The 22,654-nt window shown below is 68.0% G+C and carries 17 protein-coding genes and 2 pseudogenes; 16 read left to right on the forward strand and 3 right to left on the reverse strand.

Translation table 11 applies throughout. From position 1 onward, the window contains the following. Nucleotides 1-15 precede the first annotated feature (15 nt). The 15 genes and pseudogenes from cheA (at nt 16) to AB4Y40_RS22110 (ending at nt 19,365) form a co-directional block, all read left to right on the forward strand. Nucleotides 16-2,289, forward strand: coding sequence for a chemotaxis protein CheA (cheA, locus tag AB4Y40_RS22040; protein ID WP_368689560.1), 2,274 nt, complete (start codon nt 16-18; stop codon nt 2,287-2,289). A gap of 57 nt (nt 2,290-2,346) precedes the next feature. After that, complete coding sequence (gene cheW / locus AB4Y40_RS22045) at nt 2,347-2,883, forward strand: chemotaxis protein CheW (RefSeq protein WP_028203349.1); 537 nt, start codon at nt 2,347-2,349, stop codon at nt 2,881-2,883. Between the two features lie 193 nt (nt 2,884-3,076). Next, nucleotides 3,077-4,924, forward strand: coding sequence for a methyl-accepting chemotaxis protein (locus tag AB4Y40_RS22050; protein ID WP_368689561.1), 1,848 nt, complete (start codon nt 3,077-3,079; stop codon nt 4,922-4,924). 228 nt (nt 4,925-5,152) lie between these two features. Further along, the gene (locus AB4Y40_RS22055; protein WP_368689562.1) at nt 5,153-6,088 is read left to right on the forward strand and encodes a CheR family methyltransferase; all 936 of its coding nucleotides are present in this window, start codon (nt 5,153-5,155) and stop codon (nt 6,086-6,088) included. After that, nucleotides 6,085-6,903, forward strand: coding sequence for a chemoreceptor glutamine deamidase CheD (cheD, locus tag AB4Y40_RS22060; protein ID WP_368689563.1), 819 nt, complete (start codon nt 6,085-6,087; stop codon nt 6,901-6,903). The genes AB4Y40_RS22055 and cheD overlap by 4 nt, the downstream gene beginning before the upstream one ends. Then, nucleotides 6,900-8,021, forward strand: coding sequence for a chemotaxis response regulator protein-glutamate methylesterase (locus tag AB4Y40_RS22065; protein ID WP_342920355.1), 1,122 nt, complete (start codon nt 6,900-6,902; stop codon nt 8,019-8,021). The genes cheD and AB4Y40_RS22065 overlap by 4 nt, the downstream gene beginning before the upstream one ends. Nucleotides 8,022-8,151: 130 nt before the next feature. Continuing rightward, a complete protein-coding gene (gene cheY / locus AB4Y40_RS22070; RefSeq protein WP_028203354.1) occupies nt 8,152-8,547 on the forward strand; it encodes a chemotaxis response regulator CheY in 396 nt (131 codons plus the stop codon). Between the two features lie 64 nt (nt 8,548-8,611). Continuing rightward, nucleotides 8,612-9,334, forward strand: coding sequence for a protein phosphatase CheZ (gene cheZ, locus AB4Y40_RS22075; protein ID WP_342920435.1), 723 nt, complete (start codon nt 8,612-8,614; stop codon nt 9,332-9,334). A 312-nt stretch (nt 9,335-9,646) separates the two neighbouring features. After that, nucleotides 9,647-10,147 carry a DUF2844 domain-containing protein gene (locus tag AB4Y40_RS22080; RefSeq protein WP_368689585.1) on the forward strand — a complete coding sequence of 167 codons (501 nt, stop codon included), beginning with the start codon at nt 9,647-9,649 and terminating at the stop codon, nt 10,145-10,147. 55 nt (nt 10,148-10,202) lie between these two features. Then, nucleotides 10,203-11,465 (forward strand): DUF3443 family protein, encoded by a 1,263-nt coding sequence (locus AB4Y40_RS22085; RefSeq protein ID WP_368689586.1) that lies wholly within the window; start codon nt 10,203-10,205, stop codon nt 11,463-11,465. A gap of 240 nt (nt 11,466-11,705) precedes the next feature. Next, a pseudogene (flhB, locus tag AB4Y40_RS22090) lies at nt 11,706-12,866 on the forward strand (flagellar biosynthesis protein FlhB); the annotation flags it as partial. A gap of 149 nt (nt 12,867-13,015) precedes the next feature. After that, entirely contained in the window at nt 13,016-15,115 is a 2,100-nt protein-coding gene (gene flhA / locus AB4Y40_RS22095; RefSeq protein WP_368689564.1) for a flagellar biosynthesis protein FlhA, read from the forward strand. A gap of 296 nt (nt 15,116-15,411) precedes the next feature. After that, nucleotides 15,412-17,502 carry a flagellar biosynthesis protein FlhF gene (flhF, locus tag AB4Y40_RS22100; protein ID WP_368689565.1) on the forward strand — a complete coding sequence of 697 codons (2,091 nt, stop codon included), beginning with the start codon at nt 15,412-15,414 and terminating at the stop codon, nt 17,500-17,502. Further along, nucleotides 17,495-18,277: pseudogene (locus AB4Y40_RS22105) on the forward strand (MinD/ParA family protein); the annotation flags it as partial. The gene flhF and the pseudogene AB4Y40_RS22105, both read left to right, overlap by 8 nt. 356 nt (nt 18,278-18,633) lie before the next feature. After that, nucleotides 18,634-19,365, forward strand: a complete 732-nt coding sequence (locus AB4Y40_RS22110; RefSeq protein ID WP_028203358.1) for an RNA polymerase sigma factor FliA — start codon at nt 18,634-18,636, stop codon at nt 19,363-19,365. A gap of 168 nt (nt 19,366-19,533) precedes the next feature. On the opposite strand, the gene AB4Y40_RS22115 is transcribed toward AB4Y40_RS22110, so the two are convergent. From AB4Y40_RS22115 to flgA, 3 genes are all read right to left on the reverse strand, one after another. Then, nucleotides 19,534-19,977, reverse strand: coding sequence for a flagella synthesis protein FlgN (locus AB4Y40_RS22115; RefSeq protein WP_069264359.1), 444 nt, complete (start codon nt 19,975-19,977; stop codon nt 19,534-19,536). A gap of 49 nt (nt 19,978-20,026) precedes the next feature. After that, a complete protein-coding gene (gene flgM / locus AB4Y40_RS22120; RefSeq protein WP_324149884.1) occupies nt 20,027-20,371 on the reverse strand; it encodes a flagellar biosynthesis anti-sigma factor FlgM in 345 nt (114 codons plus the stop codon). 180 nt (nt 20,372-20,551) lie between these two features. Beyond that, nucleotides 20,552-21,859, reverse strand: a complete 1,308-nt coding sequence (gene flgA / locus AB4Y40_RS22125) for a flagellar basal body P-ring formation chaperone FlgA (protein ID WP_368689566.1) — start codon at nt 21,857-21,859, stop codon at nt 20,552-20,554. A gap of 247 nt (nt 21,860-22,106) precedes the next feature. Here flgA and AB4Y40_RS22130 point away from each other — a divergent pair, with 247 nt between their 5' ends. After that, a complete protein-coding gene (locus AB4Y40_RS22130) occupies nt 22,107-22,622 on the forward strand; it encodes a flagellar basal body protein (RefSeq protein WP_368689567.1) in 516 nt (171 codons plus the stop codon). Nucleotides 22,623-22,654: the final 32 nt, after the last annotated feature.

Consider the following 22,654-nt stretch of genomic DNA (forward strand, 5'->3'; position numbering starts at 1 on the left):
CGCGGTGAAAGAGCAATGACTCTCGACATCACTCAGTTCTATCAGACGTTTTTCGACGAGGCGGACGAGCTGCTCGCGCAGATGGAGCAGCTTCTCCTGAACCTGAACGTCGGTCGCCCGGATCCCGAGGATCTGGCGGCGATCTTCCGCGCGGCGCACTCGATCAAGGGCGGCGCGGCGACGTTCGGCTTCACGGCTTTGACCGAGACGACCCACATTCTCGAATCGCTGCTCGACCGCGCTCGCAACAACGAGCTGGTGCTGCGCAAGGACATGATCGACACGTTCCTCGAAACGAAGGACGTGCTTTCCGACCAGCTCGGCGCCTACCGCGCGAGCGCCGAGCCCGACGCGCAGGCGGCTGCCGCCGTGCGCACGAAGCTCGAGCGCCTCTACGCGGAAAGCCGCGGCGTACCCGCGCCCGAACCCGCACCGGCGCCGGCCCCCGCGCCCGCACCGGCTCCGCAGGCGAGCGCCGGCGATTCGGAAGAAGATCTCGAAGCCGCTTTCGAAATGCACAGCACGCTGGCGGCGGCAGGCGCGGGTGCGCCCGAGCACGTTGTGAGCGAAGCGATCGATGCGGCGGCCTCGGCGCCCGCTGCCGGCGCCGAGGCCGCAGCCGAAGGTCCGCACCTGCGCGTCACGCTGCGCGCCGTCGACGCGAAGGACCAGGAACTGCTCGTCGAAGAGCTCGGCAACCTCGGCCGCATTCTCGGCCAGGTGAAGACCGGCGACGACCTCACGCTGTGGCTCGAAACCGATGTGACCTCCGACGACATCATCGCGGTGTGCTGCTTCGTGATCGACGAGAAACAGATTTCGATCGGCCGTGGCGCCGCGCCGCAGGGCGACGCGCAACCGGCTGCCGCCGCACCGGCCGCAGCACCTGCGGCTGCACCGGCCGCGCCTCCCGCTGCACCGGTGGCGGCCCCGGCGGCGAGCGCCGTGATTCCGGCCGCGCCGCCCGCTGCGCAAGCCGACCACGACATGCCGCGCCCGCCCGCGAGCGCCCCGGCGCCCGCGCAAGCCGAGGGCGAGCGCAAGGCGCGTCCGGCCGCCGCCGCTGCATCGGCGGAAGGCAGCTCGATTCGCGTGGGCGTCGAAAAGGTCGACCAGCTGATCAACCTCGTGGGCGAACTCGTCATCACGCAGGCCATGCTGGCGGAAACCACCAGCACGTTCGACCCGGCGCTGCACGACCGCCTCTACAACGGCATGGCGCAGCTCGAGCGCAACGCGCGCGATCTGCAGGAAGCGGTGATGTCGATCCGCATGATGCCGATGGATTACGTCTTCAGCCGCTTCCCGCGCCTCGTGCGCGATCTCGCGGCGAAGCTCGGAAAGGAAGTCGAGCTTGTCACCTTCGGTCAGGCGACCGAACTCGACAAGAGCCTGATCGAGCGCATCATCGACCCGCTCACCCACCTCGTGCGCAACTCGCTCGACCACGGCATCGAAACCGTGGAAGCGCGCCGCGCCGCGGGCAAGGACGCCACGGGCCAGCTCGTGCTGTCCGCCGCGCACCACGGCGGCAACATCGTGATCGAGGTGAGCGACGACGGCGCGGGCCTGCGCCGCGACAAGATTCTCGCCAAGGCGATCAAGCAGGGCATGCAGGTGAGCGACAGCATGTCCGACGACGAGGTCTGGAACCTCATCTTCCTGCCGGGGTTCTCGACCGCCGAGCAGGTGACGGACGTGTCGGGCCGCGGCGTGGGCATGGACGTGGTCAAGCGCAACATCCAGGCGATGGGTGGCCACGTGGAGATCACCTCGCACGCGGGCAAGGGCAGCACCACGCGCATCGTGCTGCCGCTCACGCTGGCGATTCTCGACGGCATGTCGGTGAAGGTGGGCAGCGAGATCTTCATCCTGCCGCTGAACTTCGTGATGGAGTCGCTGCAGCCGCGCCACGAAGACATCTACACGGTCACCAACGGCGACCGCGTGGTGCGCGTGCGCGGCGAGTATCTCCCGCTCGTGGCGCTGCATCAGGCGTTCAACGTCGAAGGCGCGCGCACGGACCCGACCCAGGGCATCGTCACGATCATGGAAACCGAGGGCCGTCGCTTCGCCATGCTGATCGACGAGCTGGTCGGCCAGCAGCAGGTCGTGGTGAAGAACCTCGAAACGAACTACCGCAAGGTGCACGGCATTTCGGCGGCGACCATTCTCGGCGACGGCAGCGTCGCGCTGATCGTCGACGTGGCCGCGCTCAATCGCGAGACGCGCGCCACACATGGCGTAAGCGCCAGCGCAAATTCGGGTGCGTTCGCCGAATTCGCGTAATCGTTATGAAGTCCGGACGCACTCAACCAATCATCTCCCAACCGTTCAGGGGCTAACGTGGCAGAAGTCCAATCGATTCAAGGCAACGGCGCGCACGGCGCGATTGCCGGCGCGCAACGCCGCGACGCGCTGCAGGCCGACGCAGGCGGCCAGGAATTCCTCGTCTTCACCCTCGGCGCGGAAGAGTACGGCATCGACATCCTGAAGGTGCAGGAAATCCGCGGCTACGACAGCGTGACGCGCATCGCGAACGCACCCGATTTCATCAAGGGTGTGATCAACCTGCGCGGCATCATCGTGCCGATCGTCGACATGCGCATCAAGTTCCATCTGGGCCGTGTCGAGTACGACCACCAGACGGTCGTCATCATCCTGAACGTCGCGCATCGCGTGGTCGGCATGGTGGTGGACGGCGTCTCGGACGTGCTCACGCTGCAGATGGAGCAGATCATGCCGGCGCCCGAATTCGGCGCGACGCTCACGACCGAGTACCTCACGGGGCTCGGCACCGTGGAAGGCCGCATGCTGATCCTGATGGACATCGAAAAACTGATGACGAGCCGCGAAATGGCTCTGATCGAGGCGCTGGTCTAACGCGCCGAAAGTTAAACCGGGGGGCCGCGAGGCCAGCGTGAGAGAGAGCGGAAAAGCCGCCGCCAAAGAGCGGCAAGCCGCCTTCGTTTTCGCGCGCGCTTCGTGCAGGGTCCCGGGCGTCGCCGCGTCTTGCTGGCCGCCTGCGCCCGCCCACATAGCCCGCCCCGATTCGCACAGGACAGGAGCAAACGAGATGCAAAGATGGTCGATCCGCACGACGCTCACGGGCGTCGGGGTCATTCTGGTTGCGCTGACCGTGCTGGTCGGCGCACTCGGGCTCGTCGCGCTCGGGCGTGCGAGCGATGCGTTCACCGAAATCGTGCGAGGCGATCTCGTGGCGATGCATGCGCTGAACGACGCGTCGTCGTATCTGCTGCGCACGCGCGTCGCGATCGACCGCGCCAGCGCGCTCACGGCAGCAGGCCAGGCCGACGATGCGAAGAAGGTGATCGATCGCGCCCAGGAATTGCTCGGCAAATCCAACGAAGCCTGGCAGGCCTTCCAGAACGCGCCGAAGAGCGGCCTCGACGCCGCCACGCTCGACGCGCTCGCGGCCAAGCGTGCCACGCTCATGCAAGACGGCGTGCAGCCCGAATTCGCGGCCCTGCGCGCAAACGATCAACCGGCCTATCACGCCATCGCCGACACGAAGATCAGCCCGATGTTCGTCGACTACGACAACGTCGCCGGGCCGCTCGCGCAGGCGCTGGAAGACAGCGCACAGGCGCGCGAGGTCGGCGCCCACGACAAGATCGCCGTGATGCGCATCGCGATCGGCGTGGTGATCGCCGTGGCGCTCGTGCTCGTGGTGGCGATCCGCTTCGCCATGCGCGGCCTCATCGTGCAGCCGCTCGAGGATGCGGTGTCGTGCTTCGAGCGCATCGCCCACGGCGATCTCTCGCAGCCGGTCACGGTCTACAGCGACAACGAGATCGGGCGTCTGTTCGGCGGCATCAAGCGCATGCAGGAAAGCCTCGTCACGCTGGTGAGCGCGGTGCATACGGGCGCAAGCTCGATCGACGTGGGCGCGCGCGAGATCGCGATGGGCAACACCGATCTCTCGCAACGTACCGAGCAGCAGGCCGCCTCGCTGCAGGAAACGGCGTCGAGCATGGAGCAGCTCACCGGCACGGTGCGCCAGAACGCCGAGAACGCGCGCCAGGCGAGCCAGCTGGCCGTCAACGCCTCCGATATCGCGACGCGCGGCGGCGAGGTGGTCGGCGAAGTCGTGAACACGATGCAGGGCATCGCGGTGAGTTCCGCGAAGGTCGTCGACATCATCAGCGTGATCGAAGGCATCGCGTTCCAGACCAACATTCTCGCGCTCAATGCGGCCGTGGAAGCGGCGCGCGCGGGCGAGCAGGGCCGCGGCTTCGCGGTGGTGGCCGGCGAAGTGCGCAGCCTCGCGCAGCGCAGCGCCAGCGCGGCGAAGGAAATCAAGGAACTCATCAACGACTCGGCCGAGAAAGTGCAAAGCGGCTCGCAGCTCGTGGGCCGCGCAGGCACGACGATGGAAGAAATCCTTCAGGCCGTGCGTCGCGTGACCGACATCATGGGTGAGATCAGCGCGGCGTCCGAGGAGCAGTCGGGCGGCATCGAGCAGGTCAATCGCGCCGTCACGCAGATGGACACCGTCACGCAGCAGAACGCGGCGCTGGTGGAGCAGGCGGCCGCCGCGGCGGCGTCGCTCGAAGAGCAGACGCGCCAGCTGCAGAACGTGCTCGGCACGTGGACGACGGGCAGTGCTGCGGCGCGCAGCGTGGGTGCAAGTCCTGCACGCGTCACGCCGGCAGCGCCGGTTGCCGCGAAACGCACGACGCCGTCTTCGGCTTTGGCGGGAACGAAGGCCGCGGTGGCGGCAACGTCGGCGGCGTCAGTGGCACCTGCGGACACTGCGAAGGCTGCGGCAAAGCCCGCGGCACAACCGGCAGCAAAGGTGTCGGCAAAGCCCGCAGCGAAACCGGCCGCGCCTGCGCGCGCCGAGACGTACGTGAGCACGGCGGCATCCGCTTCGGACGATTCGGACTGGGAAACGTTCTGATCGAACGCGGCATAGAAGAGTAGTGAAGTACTGAACACGACGAGCAACTGCAATGCACATGAGCGCTACACAACGGCAGGACCTGCCGCGCCGGGCCCGCAAGCCCGCGCGCGCTGCGCAGGCCGCCCATGCGCCGCACGCATTGCAACCGGGCAGGCGCGGCGCGCAGCAGTCCTGCGCCGCGGTATCCCATGCAGTGGGCGGCGCGCAATGCGAAGGAGCATCAGCATGAAAGCGCTGCGAAATACGCGCCAGGACGCCGGAGAGCCGGGCGGTTCGGGCGTGGAGAGCAACCGCGATTTCGATTTCACCTCGGCGGACTTCGAGCGCATTCGCGCGCTGATTCACCGCCGCGCGGGCATCTCGCTCTCGGACCACAAGCGCGACATGGCGTACAGCCGCCTCGCGCGGCGTTTGCGCACGCTCGGCCTCGACAGTTTTCGCGAGTACCTCGACCAGCTCGAAGCGCGCAACGACGCGACCGAGTGGGAAGCGTTCACGAACGCGCTCACCACGAACCTCACCGCGTTTTTCCGCGAGGCGCATCACTTCCCGATCCTCGCGGACTTCGTGAAGCGGCGGGGTTCGAATCCGGTCTCGGTGTGGTGTTCGGCGGCCTCCACGGGCGAAGAGCCGTACTCGATCGCGATGACGCTCGTCGAAGCGCTCGGCGACCGCGCCGCGCGCGAGGCGCGCGTGCTCGCGACCGACCTTGATACCCAGGTGCTCGCCAAGGCCGACGCGGGCGTCTACTCGTTCGACCAGGTCAAGCATCTGTCGCCGGAGCGTCTGAAGCGCTTCTTCTTCAAGGGCACCGGCTCGCATTCGGGACTCGTCAAGGTGCGCCCGGAGCTGCGCGCGATGATCAAGTTCGAGCAGCTCAATCTCACCGACGCGGACTACGGCTTGCGCACGACGTTCGACGCGATCTTCTGCCGCAACGTGATGATCTATTTCGACAAGCCGACCCAGGCACAGGTCCTCACGCGCTTCGAGCCGCTCATGAAGCCCGACGGCCTGCTGTTCGCGGGCCACTCGGAGAACTTCACCTACGTCACGCAGGCGTTCCGTCTGCGCGGCCAGACGGTGTACGAACTCACGCGCGGCGCCGCTGCCAGTGCCGCGCCGCGCCGCGCGAACGACGCGCTCGGAGTGCCCGCATGAGCGCCCGCCTTCCGATCGCGACGAACCGCTATTTCGACGCGCATTTCCAGCGCCCCGGCGTCAAGCTGCTCCCCAACGAGTTCTACACGACGGGCGAGGACATGGTGCTCGTCACCGTGCTCGGCTCGTGCGTGGCGGCCTGCATTCAGGACCGCACCGCGGGCATCGGCGGCATGAACCACTTCATGCTCCCCGACGACGGCGCGGACTCCGCCCACGCGCTCACCGGCGCCTCCGACGCGATGCGCTACGGCGCCTACGCGATGGAAGTGCTCATCAACGAGCTGATCAAGGCGGGTGGCCGCCGTGAGCGTTTCGAGGCCAAGGTGTTCGGCGGCGCGGCGGTGCTCGCGGGCATGACGACGATGAACATCGGCGACCGCAACGCCGTGTTCGTGCGCCGCTATCTCGCGACCGAGAACATCCGCATCGTGGCCGAGGACCTGCAAGGCTCGCATCCGCGCAAGGTGGCGTTCCTGCCGCGCACGGGCCAGGTGATGGTCAAGAAGCTGCGTCTCTCGCAGGACACGAGCGTGGCCGAGCGCGAACAGCAGCTCGCCGCGCAAACCGCCGAAGCGCGCGCCGAGAGGCTCGCGCGGGCCCGGGCGCGCGTCGAGCTGTTCGGCGTCGGCGGAGCCGGGCGCGCGGGCCCGGGCGCCACGTCGCCGGCAGCAAACGCGGCAGCTCATGCGCCCCAGATTTCCCAATCCCAGCCGCAGGGCGCGCGCCCTCGCATCGAGCTGTTCGGCTCGAGCGTGTCGTCCGCGCTGCGCGCATCCGGTCAAGACAACGCCAGGACAGTAGAGGAGGCGTGAACGCTGTGCAAAAAATCAAGGTTCTCTGCGTCGACGATTCGGCGCTGATCCGCAGTTTGATGACGGAAATCATCAACAGTCAGCCCGATATGACGGTCGTCGCCACCGCGCCGGATCCGCTCGTCGCGCGCGAGCTGATCAAGCAGCACAACCCCGACGTGCTCACGCTCGACGTGGAAATGCCGCGCATGGACGGCCTCGACTTCCTCGAGAAGTTGATGCGCCTGCGGCCGATGCCGGTCGTGATGGTGTCGTCGCTCACCGAGCGCGGCAACGAAATCACGCTGCGCGCGCTCGAACTGGGCGCCGTCGACTTCGTGACGAAGCCGAAGGTCGGCATTCGCGACGGCATGCTCGAATACTCGGAAAAGCTCGCCGACAAGGTGCGCGCCGCCGCGCGCGCCCGCGTGCGTGCGCACCACGCACCCGCTGCCGCACCGGCGGGCGCGGCAGCGCACGCGCACGGCCACGCTGCTGCGCACCCCGCGGGCCCGGCGCCGATGATCAACAACCCGCTCGTCTCGACCGAGAAGCTCGTGATCGTCGGCGCGTCGACGGGCGGCACCGAGGCGATCCGCGAAGTGCTGCAGCCGCTGCCGCCCGACGCGCCCGCGGTGCTGATCGCGCAGCACATGCCGCCCGGTTTCACGAAGTCGTTCGCACAGCGCCTGAACGGGCTGTGCCGTATCACCGTCAAGGAAGCGGAGCACGGCGAACGTGTGCTGCCCGGCCACGCCTACATCGCGCCGGGCCACGCACACCTCTTGCTCGCACGCAGTGGCGCGAACTACATCGCACATCTGTCCGACGACCCGCCGGTCAACCGGCACCGTCCGTCGGTCGACGTGCTGTTTCGTTCGGCGGCGCTGCACGCGGGCAAGAACGCCATCGGCGTGATTCTCACGGGCATGGGCCGCGACGGCGCAGCCGGGCTGCTCGAAATGCGCCAGGCCGGTGCGTACACGCTCGCGCAGGACGAAGCGAGCTGCATCGTGTTCGGCATGCCGCGCGAAGCCATTGCCATGGGCGGTGCCGACGAGATCGCCTCGCTCTCCGACATGAGCCGGCGCGTGATGACCCGACTCGCCTCGATGGGCGACCGGGTTCAGCGCGTCTAGGAAATTGCCGATATAGAGAGATCATGCAGGCCGCAAACGCTTGCTCGATCGCTCGCGATTAATTTATCTGGATAGGCAGTGCGCTTCTCTGGATAATTGCCCGGGTTTTCGCCTGGAGGAATGGAACGTGATGGATAAGGGAATGAAGATTCTGGTGGTGGACGATTTTCCGACGATGCGCCGGATTGTCCGCAACCTGCTCAAGGAACTGGGCTACTCGAACGTCGACGAAGCCGAAGATGGTGCAGCGGGCCTGGCCCGTCTGCGCGGCGGCAACTACGAGTTCGTGATCTCCGACTGGAACATGCCGAACCTCGACGGTCTCGCCATGCTCAAGGAGATCCGCGCCGACGCCAACCTGACGCACCTCCCGGTGCTGATGGTGACGGCCGAGTCGAAGAAGGAGAACATCATCGCGGCGGCGCAGGCTGGCGCGAGCGGCTATGTGGTGAAGCCGTTCACGGCCGCCACGCTCGACGAGAAGCTCAACAAGATTCTCGAGAAGATGGCCAAGACGGGGAGCTGACGTGAACGAGCCCATCAGTGAGCCGTCCGGCGCTCATTCCGGTGAGTGGCCGGAAGCCGATGGCATCGAGCCGCTTCCGCAGCCGCCCGAGTTCGACTTCGCGCCGCCCGCCGCGGGCGAGGCCAGCGAGCTGGCGACGGACCGCATCCTCGCGCGCATCGGACACCTGACGCGCAGCCTGCGCGACTCGATGCGCGAACTCGGCCTCGACAAGCACGTGGAGCGCGCCGCCGAGGCGGTGCCCGACGCGCGCGACCGGCTGCGCTATGTCGCGAACATGACCGAGCAGGCCGCCGAACGCGTGCTGACCGCGATCGACATCGCCAAGCCGCTGCAGGAAACGCTCGAACGCGACGCGAAGGAACTGACGAGCCGCTGGGCGACCTGGTACGACGCGCCGATCGGCCGTGCGGAAGTGCGCCAGCTGATGGACGACACGCGGGCCTTCGTGGATGGCGTGCCGCAAGCCACCGCGGCGACCAACCAGCAGCTCCTCGAGATCATGCTCGCGCAGGACTTCCAGGACCTGACGGGCCAGGTGATCAAGAAGATCATGGACGTGGTCTATCTGATCGAGCAGCAGTTGCTCACCGTGCTGGTCGAGAACATCGCGCCGGAGCGGCGCGAGCAGTTCGCGGCAACGGCGGCGGCGCTCGCGGAGACCCAGAGCAGCACGGGCAGCCCCGAAGGCCTGCTCAACGGCCCGCAGATCAATCCGGAAGGCAAGACCGACGTCGTGCAGGACCAGGCGCAGGTCGACGATCTGCTCGCAAGTCTCGGGTTCTGACCCCTAATGTGCAGCTAACCGCTCGGTTAGCTGCCGCATGTAGTCCAAGGCGGGCATACTACTGCTCATGCCTTCGTACCCTGCCGCGAAAAGCGTCGCGGTGGGGCGGCGAAGCATAGCCAGCCGTTGCCCGTCCTGCTGCGTCCCGCCGCGACGTTCCTGCGCGGCCCCGACAGCGTATGGTGCAACGCGCCATCGCAAGAGGGAGGGGACGCCTTGTATCCATACACATCGTTCTGTGGCAAGGCGGTGCGCTCGTTTGCGCGCCGCGCCGCGCTCTGCCGCGCGCCCGGCGCGGCGCTTCTCGGTTGCCTGCTTTGCGCGCTGCTCGCGGCGCCGGCGGCTCACGCCGCGTTGGGCGGTGCGCCTATGCCCACGCCGGCGGGCGCGAACGTCAGCACCCTGAGCGCCGCTTCGGCGGCAGCCGCGGCCGGCAACGCCTCGGCCGTTGCGCGCGCAGCGGTGCAAGGCGCGGCCTCTGGCGCTTCCACGACCCCTGCCTACACCGTCCAGCAGACCACGCTCGCCAACGGCACCGTCGTGCGCGAGTACCTCTCGCAGGCCGGCACCGTATTCGGCGTCGCCTGGGACGGCCCGCAGATGCCCAATCTCGCCACGCTGCTGGGCAGCTACTTTCCCCAGTACACGGCCGGCGTGAAGGCGAGCCACGCCGCCGGTCGCGTGCGCGGGCCGGGCGTGGTCGAAAACTCGAACGTCGTGGTGCATTCGGGCGGCCACATGGGCGCCTTCTCCGGGCAGGCATGGCTGCCGCAGGCGCTGCCTGCGGGCGTCAGCGCCTCCGATATCCAGTGACGAGCGGAGGCCGAACGTGCTGACTTCAGTGCTGACTTCACGCCATTCGCGCAGCGTGTGGCTGCGACCTTTCCGGTTCCTTTCGGGCGCCGCGCTCGTTGCCCTGGTTTCGCTCGTCGCCGCCTGCGGAGGCGGGGGCGGCAGCGGCAACAGCAGTAGCAGCAGCTCGAGCGGCAGCAGTGGCGGCAGCAGCGGCTCCGCGGTTCCCAGTCCCACCCAGCAGCCCACCGCGGCCACCGCCGCGAATACCGTAGCCGTCACCGTGAACCGTGGGTTGACGGGTACGCTGCCGAACATTCCGACCGTCAGCGTGACGGTTTGCAAGGCCGGCACAACGACCTGCGGGACCGTCGACAACGTTCAGGTGGATACGGCGTCATTCGGCCTGCGCCTGCTCGCGTCGGCGAATGTGACAGGGCAGTCGAATGTGCTGAGCTTGCTGTCCCCCGCCACGGCCAACGGCGGCACCCTCGCCGAATGCACGGCCTTCGCAGACGGTTACACGTGGGGCACGGTGCGTTCTGCCGACGTCAAGATCGGCGGCGAGACGGCGTCCAATATTCCGATCCAGGTGATCGGCGACCTGAGCTCGAGCACGGTGCCGTCGGCCTGCGCGGGCTTCGGCAACGCGCAGGACACGGTGCAGGACCTGGGCGCGAACGGCATTCTCGGTATCGGCGTTGCGCCTTATGACAACATCGGCGCGTACTACTCGTGCCCCGGCGGCACGAACTGCTCCACCGCGACGGTCGCGCAAAACCAGCTGGTGGCCAACCCCGTGCCCAAATTCGGCGCCGACGGCAACGGCGTGATCCTCGAGATGGCCCCCGTGTCCGACAGCGGCGCGCCCAGCGCGTCGGGCACGCTCGTGTTCGGCATCGGCACGCAATCGAACAACGCGATGACCGCCTCGCAAAGCTACAACACGGACTCGTGGGGCAGGCTCAGCTCCACGTTCAACGGGCGCACGCTCCAGACCTTCCTCGACTCGGGTTCGAATGCGATCTTCTTCGTCGACAGCGCCCTGCCGCAGTGCGGCGGCAATCTCGGCACGTTCTACTGCCCGACGTCCACGCAGTCCTTCAGCGCGGCACTCGTGTCCAATAACGGCGCAACGACAGGCACCGCGACCTTCAATGTCGCGAACGCGAGCGCATTGCTCGGCAGCGGCGCGAACTATGCGGCCAACAACCTGGCAGGGCAGTTCGGGTCGGCGGCGGCGCTCGACTTGGGGTTGTCGTTCTTCTATGGCCGCTACGTGTATTACGGCATGGACATGAGCGCGTCCGGCGGCAAGGCGCCGTTCGTCGCGTTCTGAAATCGCGGGCGCTGAGGGTGCGTAGGCCGTGAAGTTGGCGGCCCGCGAGCGCGCGCGCATCGTGTGCCGGCGTTCGCCGATGATGCCGCCCCGGTTCCATCGGCCGAAATACCCTGATTTCCCCGTCCTACTCCGTCAATCGCCGCTTGGCTTGCGCGGCAATAATCGCTGTCACTGAAAAAGGGCGCGCGCCAGCCGCGCAGCCGCGACGAGCGGCGCGTGCCCGCGACCGGAGCATGCGTGGCTGAGGACAGCGACCTCGAGAAAACCGAATCCGCCACTCCCAAGCGCCTCGAAAAGGCGCGGGAGGAGGGGCAGGTTCCGCGTTCCCGGGAGCTGGCGACGTTCGCGCTGCTCTCGGCGGGCTTCTATGGCACGTGGTTGCTCTCCGGCACGATCGGCGAGCATCTGCAGGCCATGATGCGTGGCGCCTTCGCGTTCAATCACGCGGGTGCGTTCGAAACCAGCCGCATGCTGATCGGCGCCGGCGTCGCCGCGCGCGAGGGGCTCATGGCGCTGATGCCGGTGCTCGCGCTCACGGGGCTCGCCGCGCTGCTCGCGCCGATGGCGCTCGGCGGCTGGCTCATCTCCACGAAGGCGCTGCAGCCGAACTTCGGCCGCCTCAATCCGGTGTCGGGGCTCGGGCGGATCTTCTCCGTGAACGGGCCGATCCAGCTCGGCATGTCGCTCGCCAAGACGCTCGTGGTGGGCGTGATCGGCGGCTGGGCGCTGTGGAGCCGGCGCGACGAGATTCTCGGGCTCGCCATGCAACCCGCGCCGCGCGCGTTCGCCGACGCGATGCATCTGATCGGCGTGTGCTGCGGCATGACGGTCGCCGGCATGTTCGTGGTCGCCGCGCTCGACGTGCCGTACCAGCTCTGGTCGTACTACCGCAAGCTGCGCATGACCAAGGAAGAAGTGAAGCGCGAGCACAAGGAAAACGAAGGCGATCCGCACGTGAAGGGGCGCATTCGCCAGCAGCAGCGCGCCGCCGCCCGCCGCCGCATGATGACCCAGGTGCCCAAGGCCGACGTGGTCGTGACCAACCCGACGCACTTCGCCGTCGCGCTCAAGTACGCCGATGGCGAGATGCGCGCGCCGAAGGTCGTCGCCAAGGGCGTGAACCTCGTGGCCGCACGCATCCGCGAGATCGCGGTCGAGAACAACGTGCCGCTGCTCGAAGCGCCGCCGCTCGCCCGTGCGCTCTATTACAACGTCGACATCAACCGCGAAATTCCGGGACCGCTCTACGGCGCGGTCGCCCAGGTGCTCGCGTGGGTCTATCAGCTCAAGCGTTTCCGCGAGCATGGCGGCGACGTGCCGATGGAGCCGACCGACCTCGACGTGCCACCCGAAATGGACAAGGGCGCGATGAGCGACGAAGACGAAGCCAGCGAAGCCGACGAAGCCCTCACCCCCGAGGAGCGCGCGGCCGCCGAGGCCGCCAGTCGCGCGAACGCGGCAAATTCCACGAACGCAAACAACGCATCGAACACCGCTGGCCGCGCCGAAAACAACCCGGCGCGCGACGGCACTGAAGGAGCAACAGAATGAACGCCCGCACCGGTTTCCTCGCGCGGCGCCCGGAGATGCTGCAAGGCACGAATCTGCGCGCGCTGGCGGGACCGATCCTGATCTGCATGATCCTCGGCATGATGATCCTGCCGTTGCCGCCGTTCCTGCTGGATCTGCTGTTCACCTTCAACATCGCGCTGTCGGTGATGGTGCTGCTCGTCAGCATGTACACCATGAAGCCGCTCGACTTCGCGGCGTTCCCGAGCGTGCTGCTGTTCTCCACGCTGCTGCGGCTCTCGCTGAACGTGGCCTCCACGCGTATCGTGCTGCTCGAAGGCCACACCGGCCCGGGGGCAGCGGGCCAGGTGATCGAGTCGTTCGGCCACTTCCTCGTGGGCGGCAACTTCGCCGTGGGTATCGTGGTGTTCGTGATCCTCATGGTCATCAACTTCATGGTGATCACGAAGGGCGCGGGCCGTATCGCCGAAGTGTCCGCGCGCTTCACGCTCGACGCGATGCCCGGCAAGCAGATGGCGATCGACGCCGACCTGAACGCGGGCCTCATCAACGAAGAGGCGGCCCGCAAGCGCCGCAGCGAGATTGCCCAGGAAGCCGAGTTCTACGGCTCGATGGACGGCGCGAGCAAGTTCGTGCGCGGCGACGCCATCGCCGGCCTGCTGATCATGGTGATCAACATCGTGGGCGGTCTGATCGTGGGCGTCGTGCAGCACGGCATGCCGCTCGCCTCGGCGGGCGAGACCTACACGCTGCTGACCATCGGTGACGGCCTCGTCGCACAGATTCCGTCGCTCGTCATCTCGACGGCGGCCGGCGTGATCGTCTCGCGCGTGGCGACCAACGAAGACATCGGCACGCAGCTCACCGGCCAGCTCTTCACGAACCCGCGCGTGCTGATGATCACGGGCACGATCATCGTCATGATGGGCCTGATTCCGGGCATGCCGCACTTCGCGTTTCTGCTGCTCGGCGGCGGCGCGATCCAGCTCGGCCGCACGCTCAAGAAGAACGCCGAGGCGAGGAAGGCGAGCGCCGTGATCGCCGACGCCGCGCCCGCCGCGCTTGCGCCCGTCGAAAACGCCGAAGCGACCTGGGACGACGTGGCGCTCATCGACACGCTCGGCCTCGAAGTGGGCTACCGCATCATTCCGCTCGTCGACAAGAACACCGACGGCGAGCTGCTCAAGCGCATCAAGAGCATCCGCAAGAAGTTCGCGCAGGAAATCGGCTTCCTGCCGCCCGTCATCCATATTCGCGACAACCTGGAGCTGCGCCCGAACGCCTACCGGATTGCGCTGAAGGGCGTGGAGGTGGGCAACGGCGAGGCCTACCCGGGCCAGTGGCTCGCGATCAACCCGGGCCAGGTGAGCGCGGTGCTGCCCGGCACGCCGACCACGGACCCGGCATTCGGCCTGCCCGCCGTGTGGATCGATTCGAACGTGCGCGAGCAGGCGCAGGTGTTCGGCTATACGGTGGTCGATTCGAGCACGGTGGTGGCGACGCACCTGAATCACCTCGTCGTCACGCACGCGGCCGAGCTGCTCGGGCGCCGCGAAGTGCAGGCGCTGCTCGAGCGCGTGCAGAAGGACACGCCTTCGCTCGTGGACGACCTCGTGCCGAAGGTGCTGCCGGTCACGACGCTGCAGAAGGTGCTGCAGAACCTGCTGGAAGAAGGCGTGCCGATCCGCGACATGCGCACGATCATGGAATCGCTCGCGGAGCACACGCCGCGCATCACCGACGCCCACGATCTGACGGCGGCGGTGCGCATCGCGCTCGGCCGCGCGATCACGCAGCAATGGTTCCCCGGCAACGCCGACATGCAGGTGATGGGCCTCGACGCGAACCTTGAGCGCGTGCTGTCGCAGACGCTCACCTCCGGCCCGAACCCCGGCCTCGAACCGGGTCTCGCGCATACGCTGCTCGCGCAGACCGAGCAGGCGATGGGGCGCCAGCAGGCGCTCGGCCTCGCGCCGGTGATGCTCGTGCAGCATGCGCTGCGGCCCATGCTGTCGCGCTTCCTGCGCCGCAGCCTGCCGCAGCTCAAGGTGCTGTCGTACGCCGAGGTGCCGGATACGCGCAACGTGAAGGTGGTGAACGTGATCGGGGCGCATTGATCGCGCTGCCGCATCTGGATGAGAAAAAGCCCGCTTCTTGCGGGCTTTTTCGTTAGCCGAGCCGTGGGCGAGCCTTTCTGCGCGTAATTTTTGCCTGCGCGCACCTCCGTCACCGATTCCGCGAATTGCCCGCATTTCTCCGCCCTGATCCACCGATCATGGGGGGCTCACCTTCGAAATAATTCCAACATCGGAAAAGGCCTTGCGTAAGACGCCAGGCCGGCAGCAATCCAGCGCCATTCCAGCAACAGACGACCGGCGGCGGCATTGGCCGCTCACCTCATCAGGGGCTTAGCTTGAACATTCGCAAATTCATCGGTGGCACCAGCCGCGACGCGTTACGGCTCGTACGCGAAGCGCTGGGTGCGGACGCCGTCGTTCTGTCGAACCGTACGCTCGACGACGGCAGCGTCGAAATCGTCGCGCTCGCGGACCGCGATCTCGCGGCGATCGCGCCGGCCGATGCAGCCGCCGCGCAAGGCCTGGGTGGCCTCGTGGCGCAGGGTGGTCAAGGCGCCCCGTTCGCGCAGCCCTCGGCCGCCATGACGCCGATGTCGCGCGCGCCGCGCAGCGCGCCTGGCGCCGCTCCCGCGGCGCTCGCCGCCCCGGTCGGCAGTGCCAACCCCTACGCGAGCGGCATGCCGGACGTGTTCTCCTCGGTGTTCGGCGCGAGCCCGGAAGTGGGCGTCGAAAACGGCGGCGCAAGCGCCGATGCCGATGCCGATGGCGACCACGCCGCCGACACCGCCGTCTCGCTAGGCAAGGAAGCGTCGGCCGCCATCGCGCCGCTTTCGGCTTCGTCGCCTTCTTCGCGTGCCGCGGCGGGACAGCAGGCCGCGCAATCGGCGATGCCGCCGACGCTGCAAGCCGCGAAGCAGGCGGCACAATCGCAACAAGCCGTTCCGCATGCGCATTCGCCGCTGCAAATGGCGCTGCAGGCTGCGACCGAGTCGCTCGCCTCGCCGGCCTTTGCGCCATCGTTTGCGTCCACGGCGCCGGCCGCCAACGCCAACGCTCAGGCCGCCGCACGCGAAGCCGCAGCGCGGCTCGAACAGGCCGCCGCCGCGTCGGCGGGCGACACACCGCGCACGATGGCCGAATCGAACCCCTGGCTGATCGACCACGCCCGCCGCATCGCCAACCAGCAGAACGCGCCGCGCGTGCCGGGCATGACGCCCGCCGCCGCCGCCGCGCGCGGCCTCGGCAGCGTCGCCGACCCGGTGTTGCCGCCCGACGTCGACGCCAGCACGCCCGACTGGGCGCTCGAGGCCGCTCATGTCGCCGCGCGCCGCGCCGCGCAGCGCCTCGGCCACGGTCCGGAGGCCGCCGGCCCCGCGCCCGGCACTCGCAATGCGCAGGGCGCCGATGCGGCGCAAACCGTGAGCGAAGCGATCCGCGCGCGCATCGAGCAGGTCGTCAACGAAACCGTGATGAACGAGCTCGCCTCCATGCGCGGCATGATGGAAGAGCAGTTCGCGGGCCTCCTGTGGGGCGAGCGCCAGCGCCGCAGCCCGGTGCAGGGCGCGCTCACCAAGCAGCTGTTCGCCGCGGGCTTCTCGGCCCAGCTCGTGAAGATGATGATCGATCGCCTGCCCGACGTGCAGACCGAAGAGGCCGGCATGGAGTGGCTCCAGTCGGTGCTCGAATCGAACCTGCCCGTGCTCGAAGACGAAGAAGCGCTGATGGAGCGCGGCGGCGTGTTCGCGCTGATGGGCCCGACGGGCGTGGGCAAGACCACGACCACGGCGAAGCTCGCCGCGCGCTGCGTGATGCGCTTCGGCGCGAGCAAGGTGGCGCTGCTCACCACCGACAGCTACCGGATCGGCGGCCACGAGCAACTGCGCATCTTCGGCAAGATCCTTGGCGTTTCGGTGCACGCGGTGCGCGACGGCGCGGACCTCCAGCTCGCGCTCACCGAACTCAAGAACAAGCACATCGTGCTGATCGACACGATCGGCATGAGTCAGCGCGACCGCGCCGTGGCCGACCAGATCGCCATGCTGTGCGGCGCGGGCCGCCCGGTGCAGCGCCTGCTGCTGCTCTCGGCGACCAACCACGGCGACACGCTCAACGAAGTCGTGCAGGCCTACCAGAGCGAAGACGCACCGCTCACGGGCTGCATCCTCACCAAGCTCGACGAGGCGACCAACCTCGGCAGCGCACTCGACACCGTGCTGCGCTACAAGCTGCCGGTGCATTACGTCTCGACGGGCCAGAAGGTCCCCGAGAACCTTTATGTGGCGACGCGTCGCTTCCTGATCCGCAGTGCCTTCTGCATTCCGCGAGAGAGTTCGCCGTTCGTGCCGCACGAAGACGATATCCCGGCGCTGCTGTCGGCACTCTCGACGCGTTCGAATTCGCAGGCTCCCGAGGTCAGGTTTGGATAAGTTCGTAATCGATCAGGCAGAAGGGCTGCGGCGGCTGCTCGCGCGCGAAGGCTCGCGCGTGGTCGCGGTGACGGGCGGTGCAGGTTCGCCCGGGCGCACGACCACGGTGGTCAATCTCGCGGCGGCGCTCACCGCGCAGGGCAAGGACGTGCTCGTGATCGACGAGTGTCTGGGACCCCGCTCGGTCTGTGCGCTGGTGGGCGGTGTGCGGGGCGCAGGCAACTTCGCCGCCGTCATGCGCGGCGAGCGTACGCTCGACGAAGCTGTGGGCCGTCATGCGCTCGGCTTCGGCGTGCTGGCCGCCTCGCGCGACAACCGTGCGCAGTACACGGCCGCCCAGCTGCAGAAGGTCATTTCGGGTCCCGCGGACATCGTCCTGATCGACGCGCAGCTCGACGCCGACGGCGCGCTTTCGCCGCTCGCCATGCACGCGCACGACGTGCTGATCGTGATGCGCATCGGTGCGCAGTCGATCACGGACGCCTACGCGTGCATGAAACGGCTGCACTTCGCGCATGCGATCGCGCAGTTTCGCGTGCTCGCGAATCATGTGGCGAACGCCAGCGACGCGCAGGCCGCGATCGAGAACCTCGCGGGGGTGGCGAGCCGCTACCTGAGCGTGTCGCTCGACAGCGCCGGCAGTGTCGCCGCCGATCAGCACATGGCGCAGGCGCTCAGGCTCGCGCGCTGCATCGTCGATGCGTTTCCGTCGACGGCCGCCGCGCGCGATTTCCGCCACGTGGCCGCCGAACTGCCGCACTGGCCGATGCGACCCGCGGTCTCGGCGTGCTCGCCGGCCACGGCGCGCGCCAACGCGTTGTTCGGCGCGGCGCACGAAGAACATGAAGCGGCGGGCGACGCACCCGCCGACGATCTGGACGGCGCGCCGCAAGCCGGCGTCCAGCCACACGCTACCCATGCAACAAACGCCGCACACAGCACGCTCGCCGCGAACGCCGATTCGTTCGTTGCGGCCGTGACGGGTGTGCATCCCGCACCCAACGCAACATCCGCGTCCGCGTCGTCCCATGCGGGCTGGCGGACCGAGACGCCCGCGCAGCGGACGTCGCCGCAGCACGTCTGACGTGCGCACGACGACGCCAATCAGGGAGATGAGAAGTGGAGAGCACGATGTATAACGCTCAAGGAAAGATTTCGCAGGCCGACGTGCTCGCGAAGTACGCGCCGCTCGTGAGGCGGCTCGGCTTGCAGCTCGTTGCCAAGATGCCGGCGAGCGTGGACCTCGACGACCTGATCCAGGCCGGCATGATCGGCCTGCTCGACGCGGCCAACCGCTACAAGGAAGATCAGGGCGCGCAGTTCGAGACCTATGCGAGCCAGCGCATTCGCGGCGCGATGCTCGACGAGCTGCGCAGCAACGACTGGCTGCCGCGCAGCCTGCGCCGCACCTCGCGTGAAGTGGAAAGCGCGGTGCACAAGGTGGAGCAGCGGCTCGGGCGCTCGGCCAGCGAGACGGAGATCGCCGAGCATCTGAGCATGCCGCTCGACGAGTATCAGAGCATGCTGCAGGAACTGCACGGCAGCCAGCTCATCTACTACGAAGACTTCGACCGTTCCGCCGAGGACGAACCGTTCCTCGACCGCTACTGCGTCGATCATTCGGACCCGCTCTCGGCGCTGCTCGACGACAGCCTGCGCGGCGCGCTCGTCGAGGCGATCGACCGGCTGCCCGAGCGCGAGAAGCTGCTCATGTCGCTCTATTACGAGCGCGGCATGAACCTGCGCGAAATCGGCGCGGTGATGGAGGTGAGCGAGTCGCGCGTGTGCCAGCTGCACAGCCAGGCGGTGGCGCGCCTGCGCACGCGGCTGCGCGAGATGTCGTGGGCCGGCCAGGAGAATTGAGGCGGTAGACGCTCCGCGCGGCTGCCAGCGCGGACCGGGTGCGGTGAAAGAGCCGGAGTGCGAGAGCGCTCCGGCTTTTTTGTTGATGGACGGGACTCGCGCAAAACAAAAAAGCCGAAGCATCACTGCTTCGGCTTTTGTCTTTGGGCGAACGACGTGCGTGCGCGCTTACAGCCCGAACGCCGGCAGCCGCCCATCGGGACCGTACAGCATCGAGCCGTTGCCCGTTTCGCCGCGCAGGATCGACAGCGCGCGGCGGTTATGTTCCATGCGCGTGCGGATCATCATGCCGATGGTGAGATTCTTGCGGCGCGCGCGCTCGGTCGAGCCCTTGAGCAGCGCCCACTGGCTTGCCAGACGCGCGTCGCCGTCGCAGGCCATTTCGATGCCCTTGCGGCCGCCCGGCAGGCCGAGGCCGGCCAGTTGCGCGTCGCGCGCTTTTTCGAGGCCCGCGAGACGCTGCGTGAGCGTCGTCTTCTGCTCGACGATCTGCGGCAGCGCCTCCATGCCGTCGGCCGACACGAGCGCCTTTTCTTCATAGGCGAGCAGCGACGCGAACGCCTCGACCGTGGCGTGTTCGTCGATCAGTGTGGCCAACAGGGCATCTTTCATTGCAAGGCACCAAAAAAGCGAGGTTTGCGCGGCGCTCGCGCATCGGGCGTCAGTTGCCCGACGTCGGCTTCATGAGGTCGCGCGCGGTCTGGATCACGCCGTCGGCGATCTTGCCGGAGTCGATCTGCAACGTGCCGTTGCGGATCGCGTCCTTGATCGACTGCACGTGCGCCGTGTCGATGTCGGCGGAACCGCTCGCCGCGAGCGAGCGCATCGTCGACGAGAGCGACGAGAGGCTCACGTTCGCGCCGCCTTGGGCGGCGGCGGTCGTGCTGCCTGCCGCGCCGGAGGTGGCCGCGGTGTCGGTGCTTACGCCGGTCGAATCGGCTTGCGAGCGCGCGAGGCCATCCTGCAGCGTGCGCGGATCATTGCGGGTGGAGGAGTCAACTTTCACGATGGGCGTTCCTGATCGATTTGACCTTGATAACGGCACAGGTCGGGCCGAACTTTAGCCGAAAATCCCACCGTTACATGCTGTTACGTGTGCTGGCGCACCAAGCCGGAAACGGCCGGATCGGGCCGTTGGACGGGGCTCTGCGCACCCTGATCCGGCCCTTACCAGCGCTTACCGGCCCTAGATCTGCACCTGCACGGTACCCGCGTCCTTGACCACGCCCGAGATGATCTGGCCGCCGCTCGTGCGCACGCGCACCTGCTGGCCGGGCTCGGCGTTGTTGAGCGCGCTGCCCTCGGCGGAGATCGTGAAGTTGCTGCCCACGGCGATCACCTTGACCGTCTGGCCGATGACGACCGAGGCGGCGCTGCGCAGCATGTCGGTGCGCAGCGGCAGTCCCGCGGAAATGCGCGCGAGCGCGACGGCGCCCGTCGCCTGGTTCGGATCGGTGATGATGGTCTGCGGCAGGTTCGCGAGGTCGCCCGCGCGCGGCATGAAATCGGCGGCCGAAAGCGCCTCGCCCGCGCCGATCTGGCGCGAGGCCACGTAGTAGGTCACGTCCACGGCAATGCGCGCGCTCACATAGAGCGTCCACGGCTTCGCGCCGATGCAGCGCACGCCCACGGTCGTGTGTCCGTAGGTGCGCGCGCCCGGCGGCATGAACGGCTCGAGTGACGTGCAGGCTGCGAGGCCGCGCGGAAACACCGGCGCGACCGTGATGCCCACGTGGCCCGGCAAACCTGCCGACTGCTGCTGCAGGAAGGCGAGCGCGGCGGCGCGGATCGATTCTCCGTCCTGCTGGCCGGGCGGCGTGGCCTGCACGTTCGTGGCGACGGCGCTGGTATTGGGGTTCGGCGGCGCGCTGGTGCTTGCGCTGGCAACCGGCTTCGCGCCCGCGAGCGCCGCTGCGCCCGCGTCCACGACCACCGGGGCGACGCGGTTCGCGGCGGTAGACAGGTTCACGCGCTGCAGCGCGCCCGCGTTGTTCGCATTGGCCGCCGGCACGCGCATGGGCTGGGCGCTCGCACCCGGCGCGGGAACCGTGACGATGCGCGGCGCGTCGCCCTGGGGCGCGCGCTCGCCGGGACCCGGAATCGTGATCATGCCGTTCGACTCGACACCCGCGCGCGCATCCTCGGGCACGCCGTGCGAATTCAGATCGGCATAGCTGGCCGCGCGCAGCGGCGCGGCCTCGGTGGCGGGAGCACTGCTGGCCGCAGCCGCGGCGGGCTTCTTCGCCGTGCTGGTGAGCAGCGCGTTCATCTGCGCGGCGTCGGCGCCCGCGCGGTCGCCGGGGCCCGCAATGAAGATTTGGCCGCCGGCGGCGTCCGGTTGCGCCGGCGTTTGTGCATGCGCGAGCGTGCCGCCAAAGAGCCCTCCGCCAAAGGCGCAGGCAAGCGCACACGTCCAGGACGCGCGCCACGACAGCGCGCGCACACGCCGCTCCAGGCCGGCGTGCGGCCTACGCAAGGTGGCAGTCTGCGGCATTGTCGTTCTCCATCGAATGCATTGACACGCCTCGCATTCTAGGCGGCGGCCCCCGCGCGCTAGCGTCGAATAGAGGGGCGCTTTACCGGCTATTCGTCCGATTGGTTCTTGCCACCCCCGCCTAATATTCCACTCCATGCGCAAAGGCCTTCGGACCACGCGCCTAACGTTTGCGCCAGTTTTCTCGCCGATGGCGGGCCCGCCGCGCTCAAGCCGAATCCTTTTTTCGTTTCACGGAGAACGCCCGATGCTGGACAAACTCGATGCCGAATTCGCCTTCGGGCGCGAAGCGCTCGATGTGCGCGCCACGCGGCAGGCATTGATCTCTTCGAACATCGCGAACGCCGACACGCCGGGCTACCAGGCGCGCGACGTGGACTTCGCGGCGTCGCTGGCTGGCGCGCTGCGCCAGCAGGGCGCCGGCGGCAAGGTGGGCATGACGGCCACCTCGGGCGGCAACGTCCAGCCGCTTGCCATGGCGCAGCCCGCGGGCGTGACGAGCGGCATGCAGATGGCATCCACGGAGTCGGGCCACATGGCCGGCGACGCAAAGCTGATCCCGACGGGCGGCCCGGCCGACACCTACAAGAGCCAACTCATGTACCGCACGCCGGTGCAGCCCGCGCTCGACGGCAACACGGTCGATCTCGACACCGAACGCGTGCAGTTCGCCGACAACGCGCTGCACTTCGAGTCGGGCATGACGGTGGTCTCGCAGCAGATCAAGACGATGCTCTCCGCGATCACCTCGGGTTCGAGCTGATCGACGCACGCAGCGCAGCCGGAAAACGCAGT

This window comes from Paraburkholderia sp. EG287B, from assembly GCF_040965595.1.
GTDB lineage: Bacteria > Pseudomonadota > Gammaproteobacteria > Burkholderiales > Burkholderiaceae > Paraburkholderia.

Excerpts from the sequence above, each read along its gene's own strand:
- AB4Y40_RS22055 (WP_368689562.1), top strand. The coding sequence starts at position 5,153 with ATGAAAGCGCTGCGAAATACGCGCCAGGACGCCGGAGAGCCGGGCGGT.
- cheA (WP_368689560.1), top strand. The coding sequence starts at position 16 with ATGACTCTCGACATCACTCAGTTCTATCAGACGTTTTTCGACGAGGCG.
- AB4Y40_RS22115 (WP_069264359.1), bottom strand. The coding sequence starts at position 19,977 with ATGAAAGATGCCCTGTTGGCCACACTGATCGACGAACACGCCACGGTC.
- flhA (WP_368689564.1), top strand. The coding sequence starts at position 13,016 with ATGAACGCCCGCACCGGTTTCCTCGCGCGGCGCCCGGAGATGCTGCAA.
- cheD (WP_368689563.1), top strand. The coding sequence starts at position 6,085 with ATGAGCGCCCGCCTTCCGATCGCGACGAACCGCTATTTCGACGCGCAT.
- flgA (WP_368689566.1), bottom strand. The coding sequence starts at position 21,859 with ATGCCGCAGACTGCCACCTTGCGTAGGCCGCACGCCGGCCTGGAGCGG.
- AB4Y40_RS22130 (WP_368689567.1), top strand. The coding sequence starts at position 22,107 with ATGCTGGACAAACTCGATGCCGAATTCGCCTTCGGGCGCGAAGCGCTC.
- AB4Y40_RS22050 (WP_368689561.1), top strand. The coding sequence starts at position 3,077 with ATGCAAAGATGGTCGATCCGCACGACGCTCACGGGCGTCGGGGTCATT.
- AB4Y40_RS22110 (WP_028203358.1), top strand. The coding sequence starts at position 18,634 with ATGTATAACGCTCAAGGAAAGATTTCGCAGGCCGACGTGCTCGCGAAG.
- cheY (WP_028203354.1), top strand. The coding sequence starts at position 8,152 with ATGGATAAGGGAATGAAGATTCTGGTGGTGGACGATTTTCCGACGATG.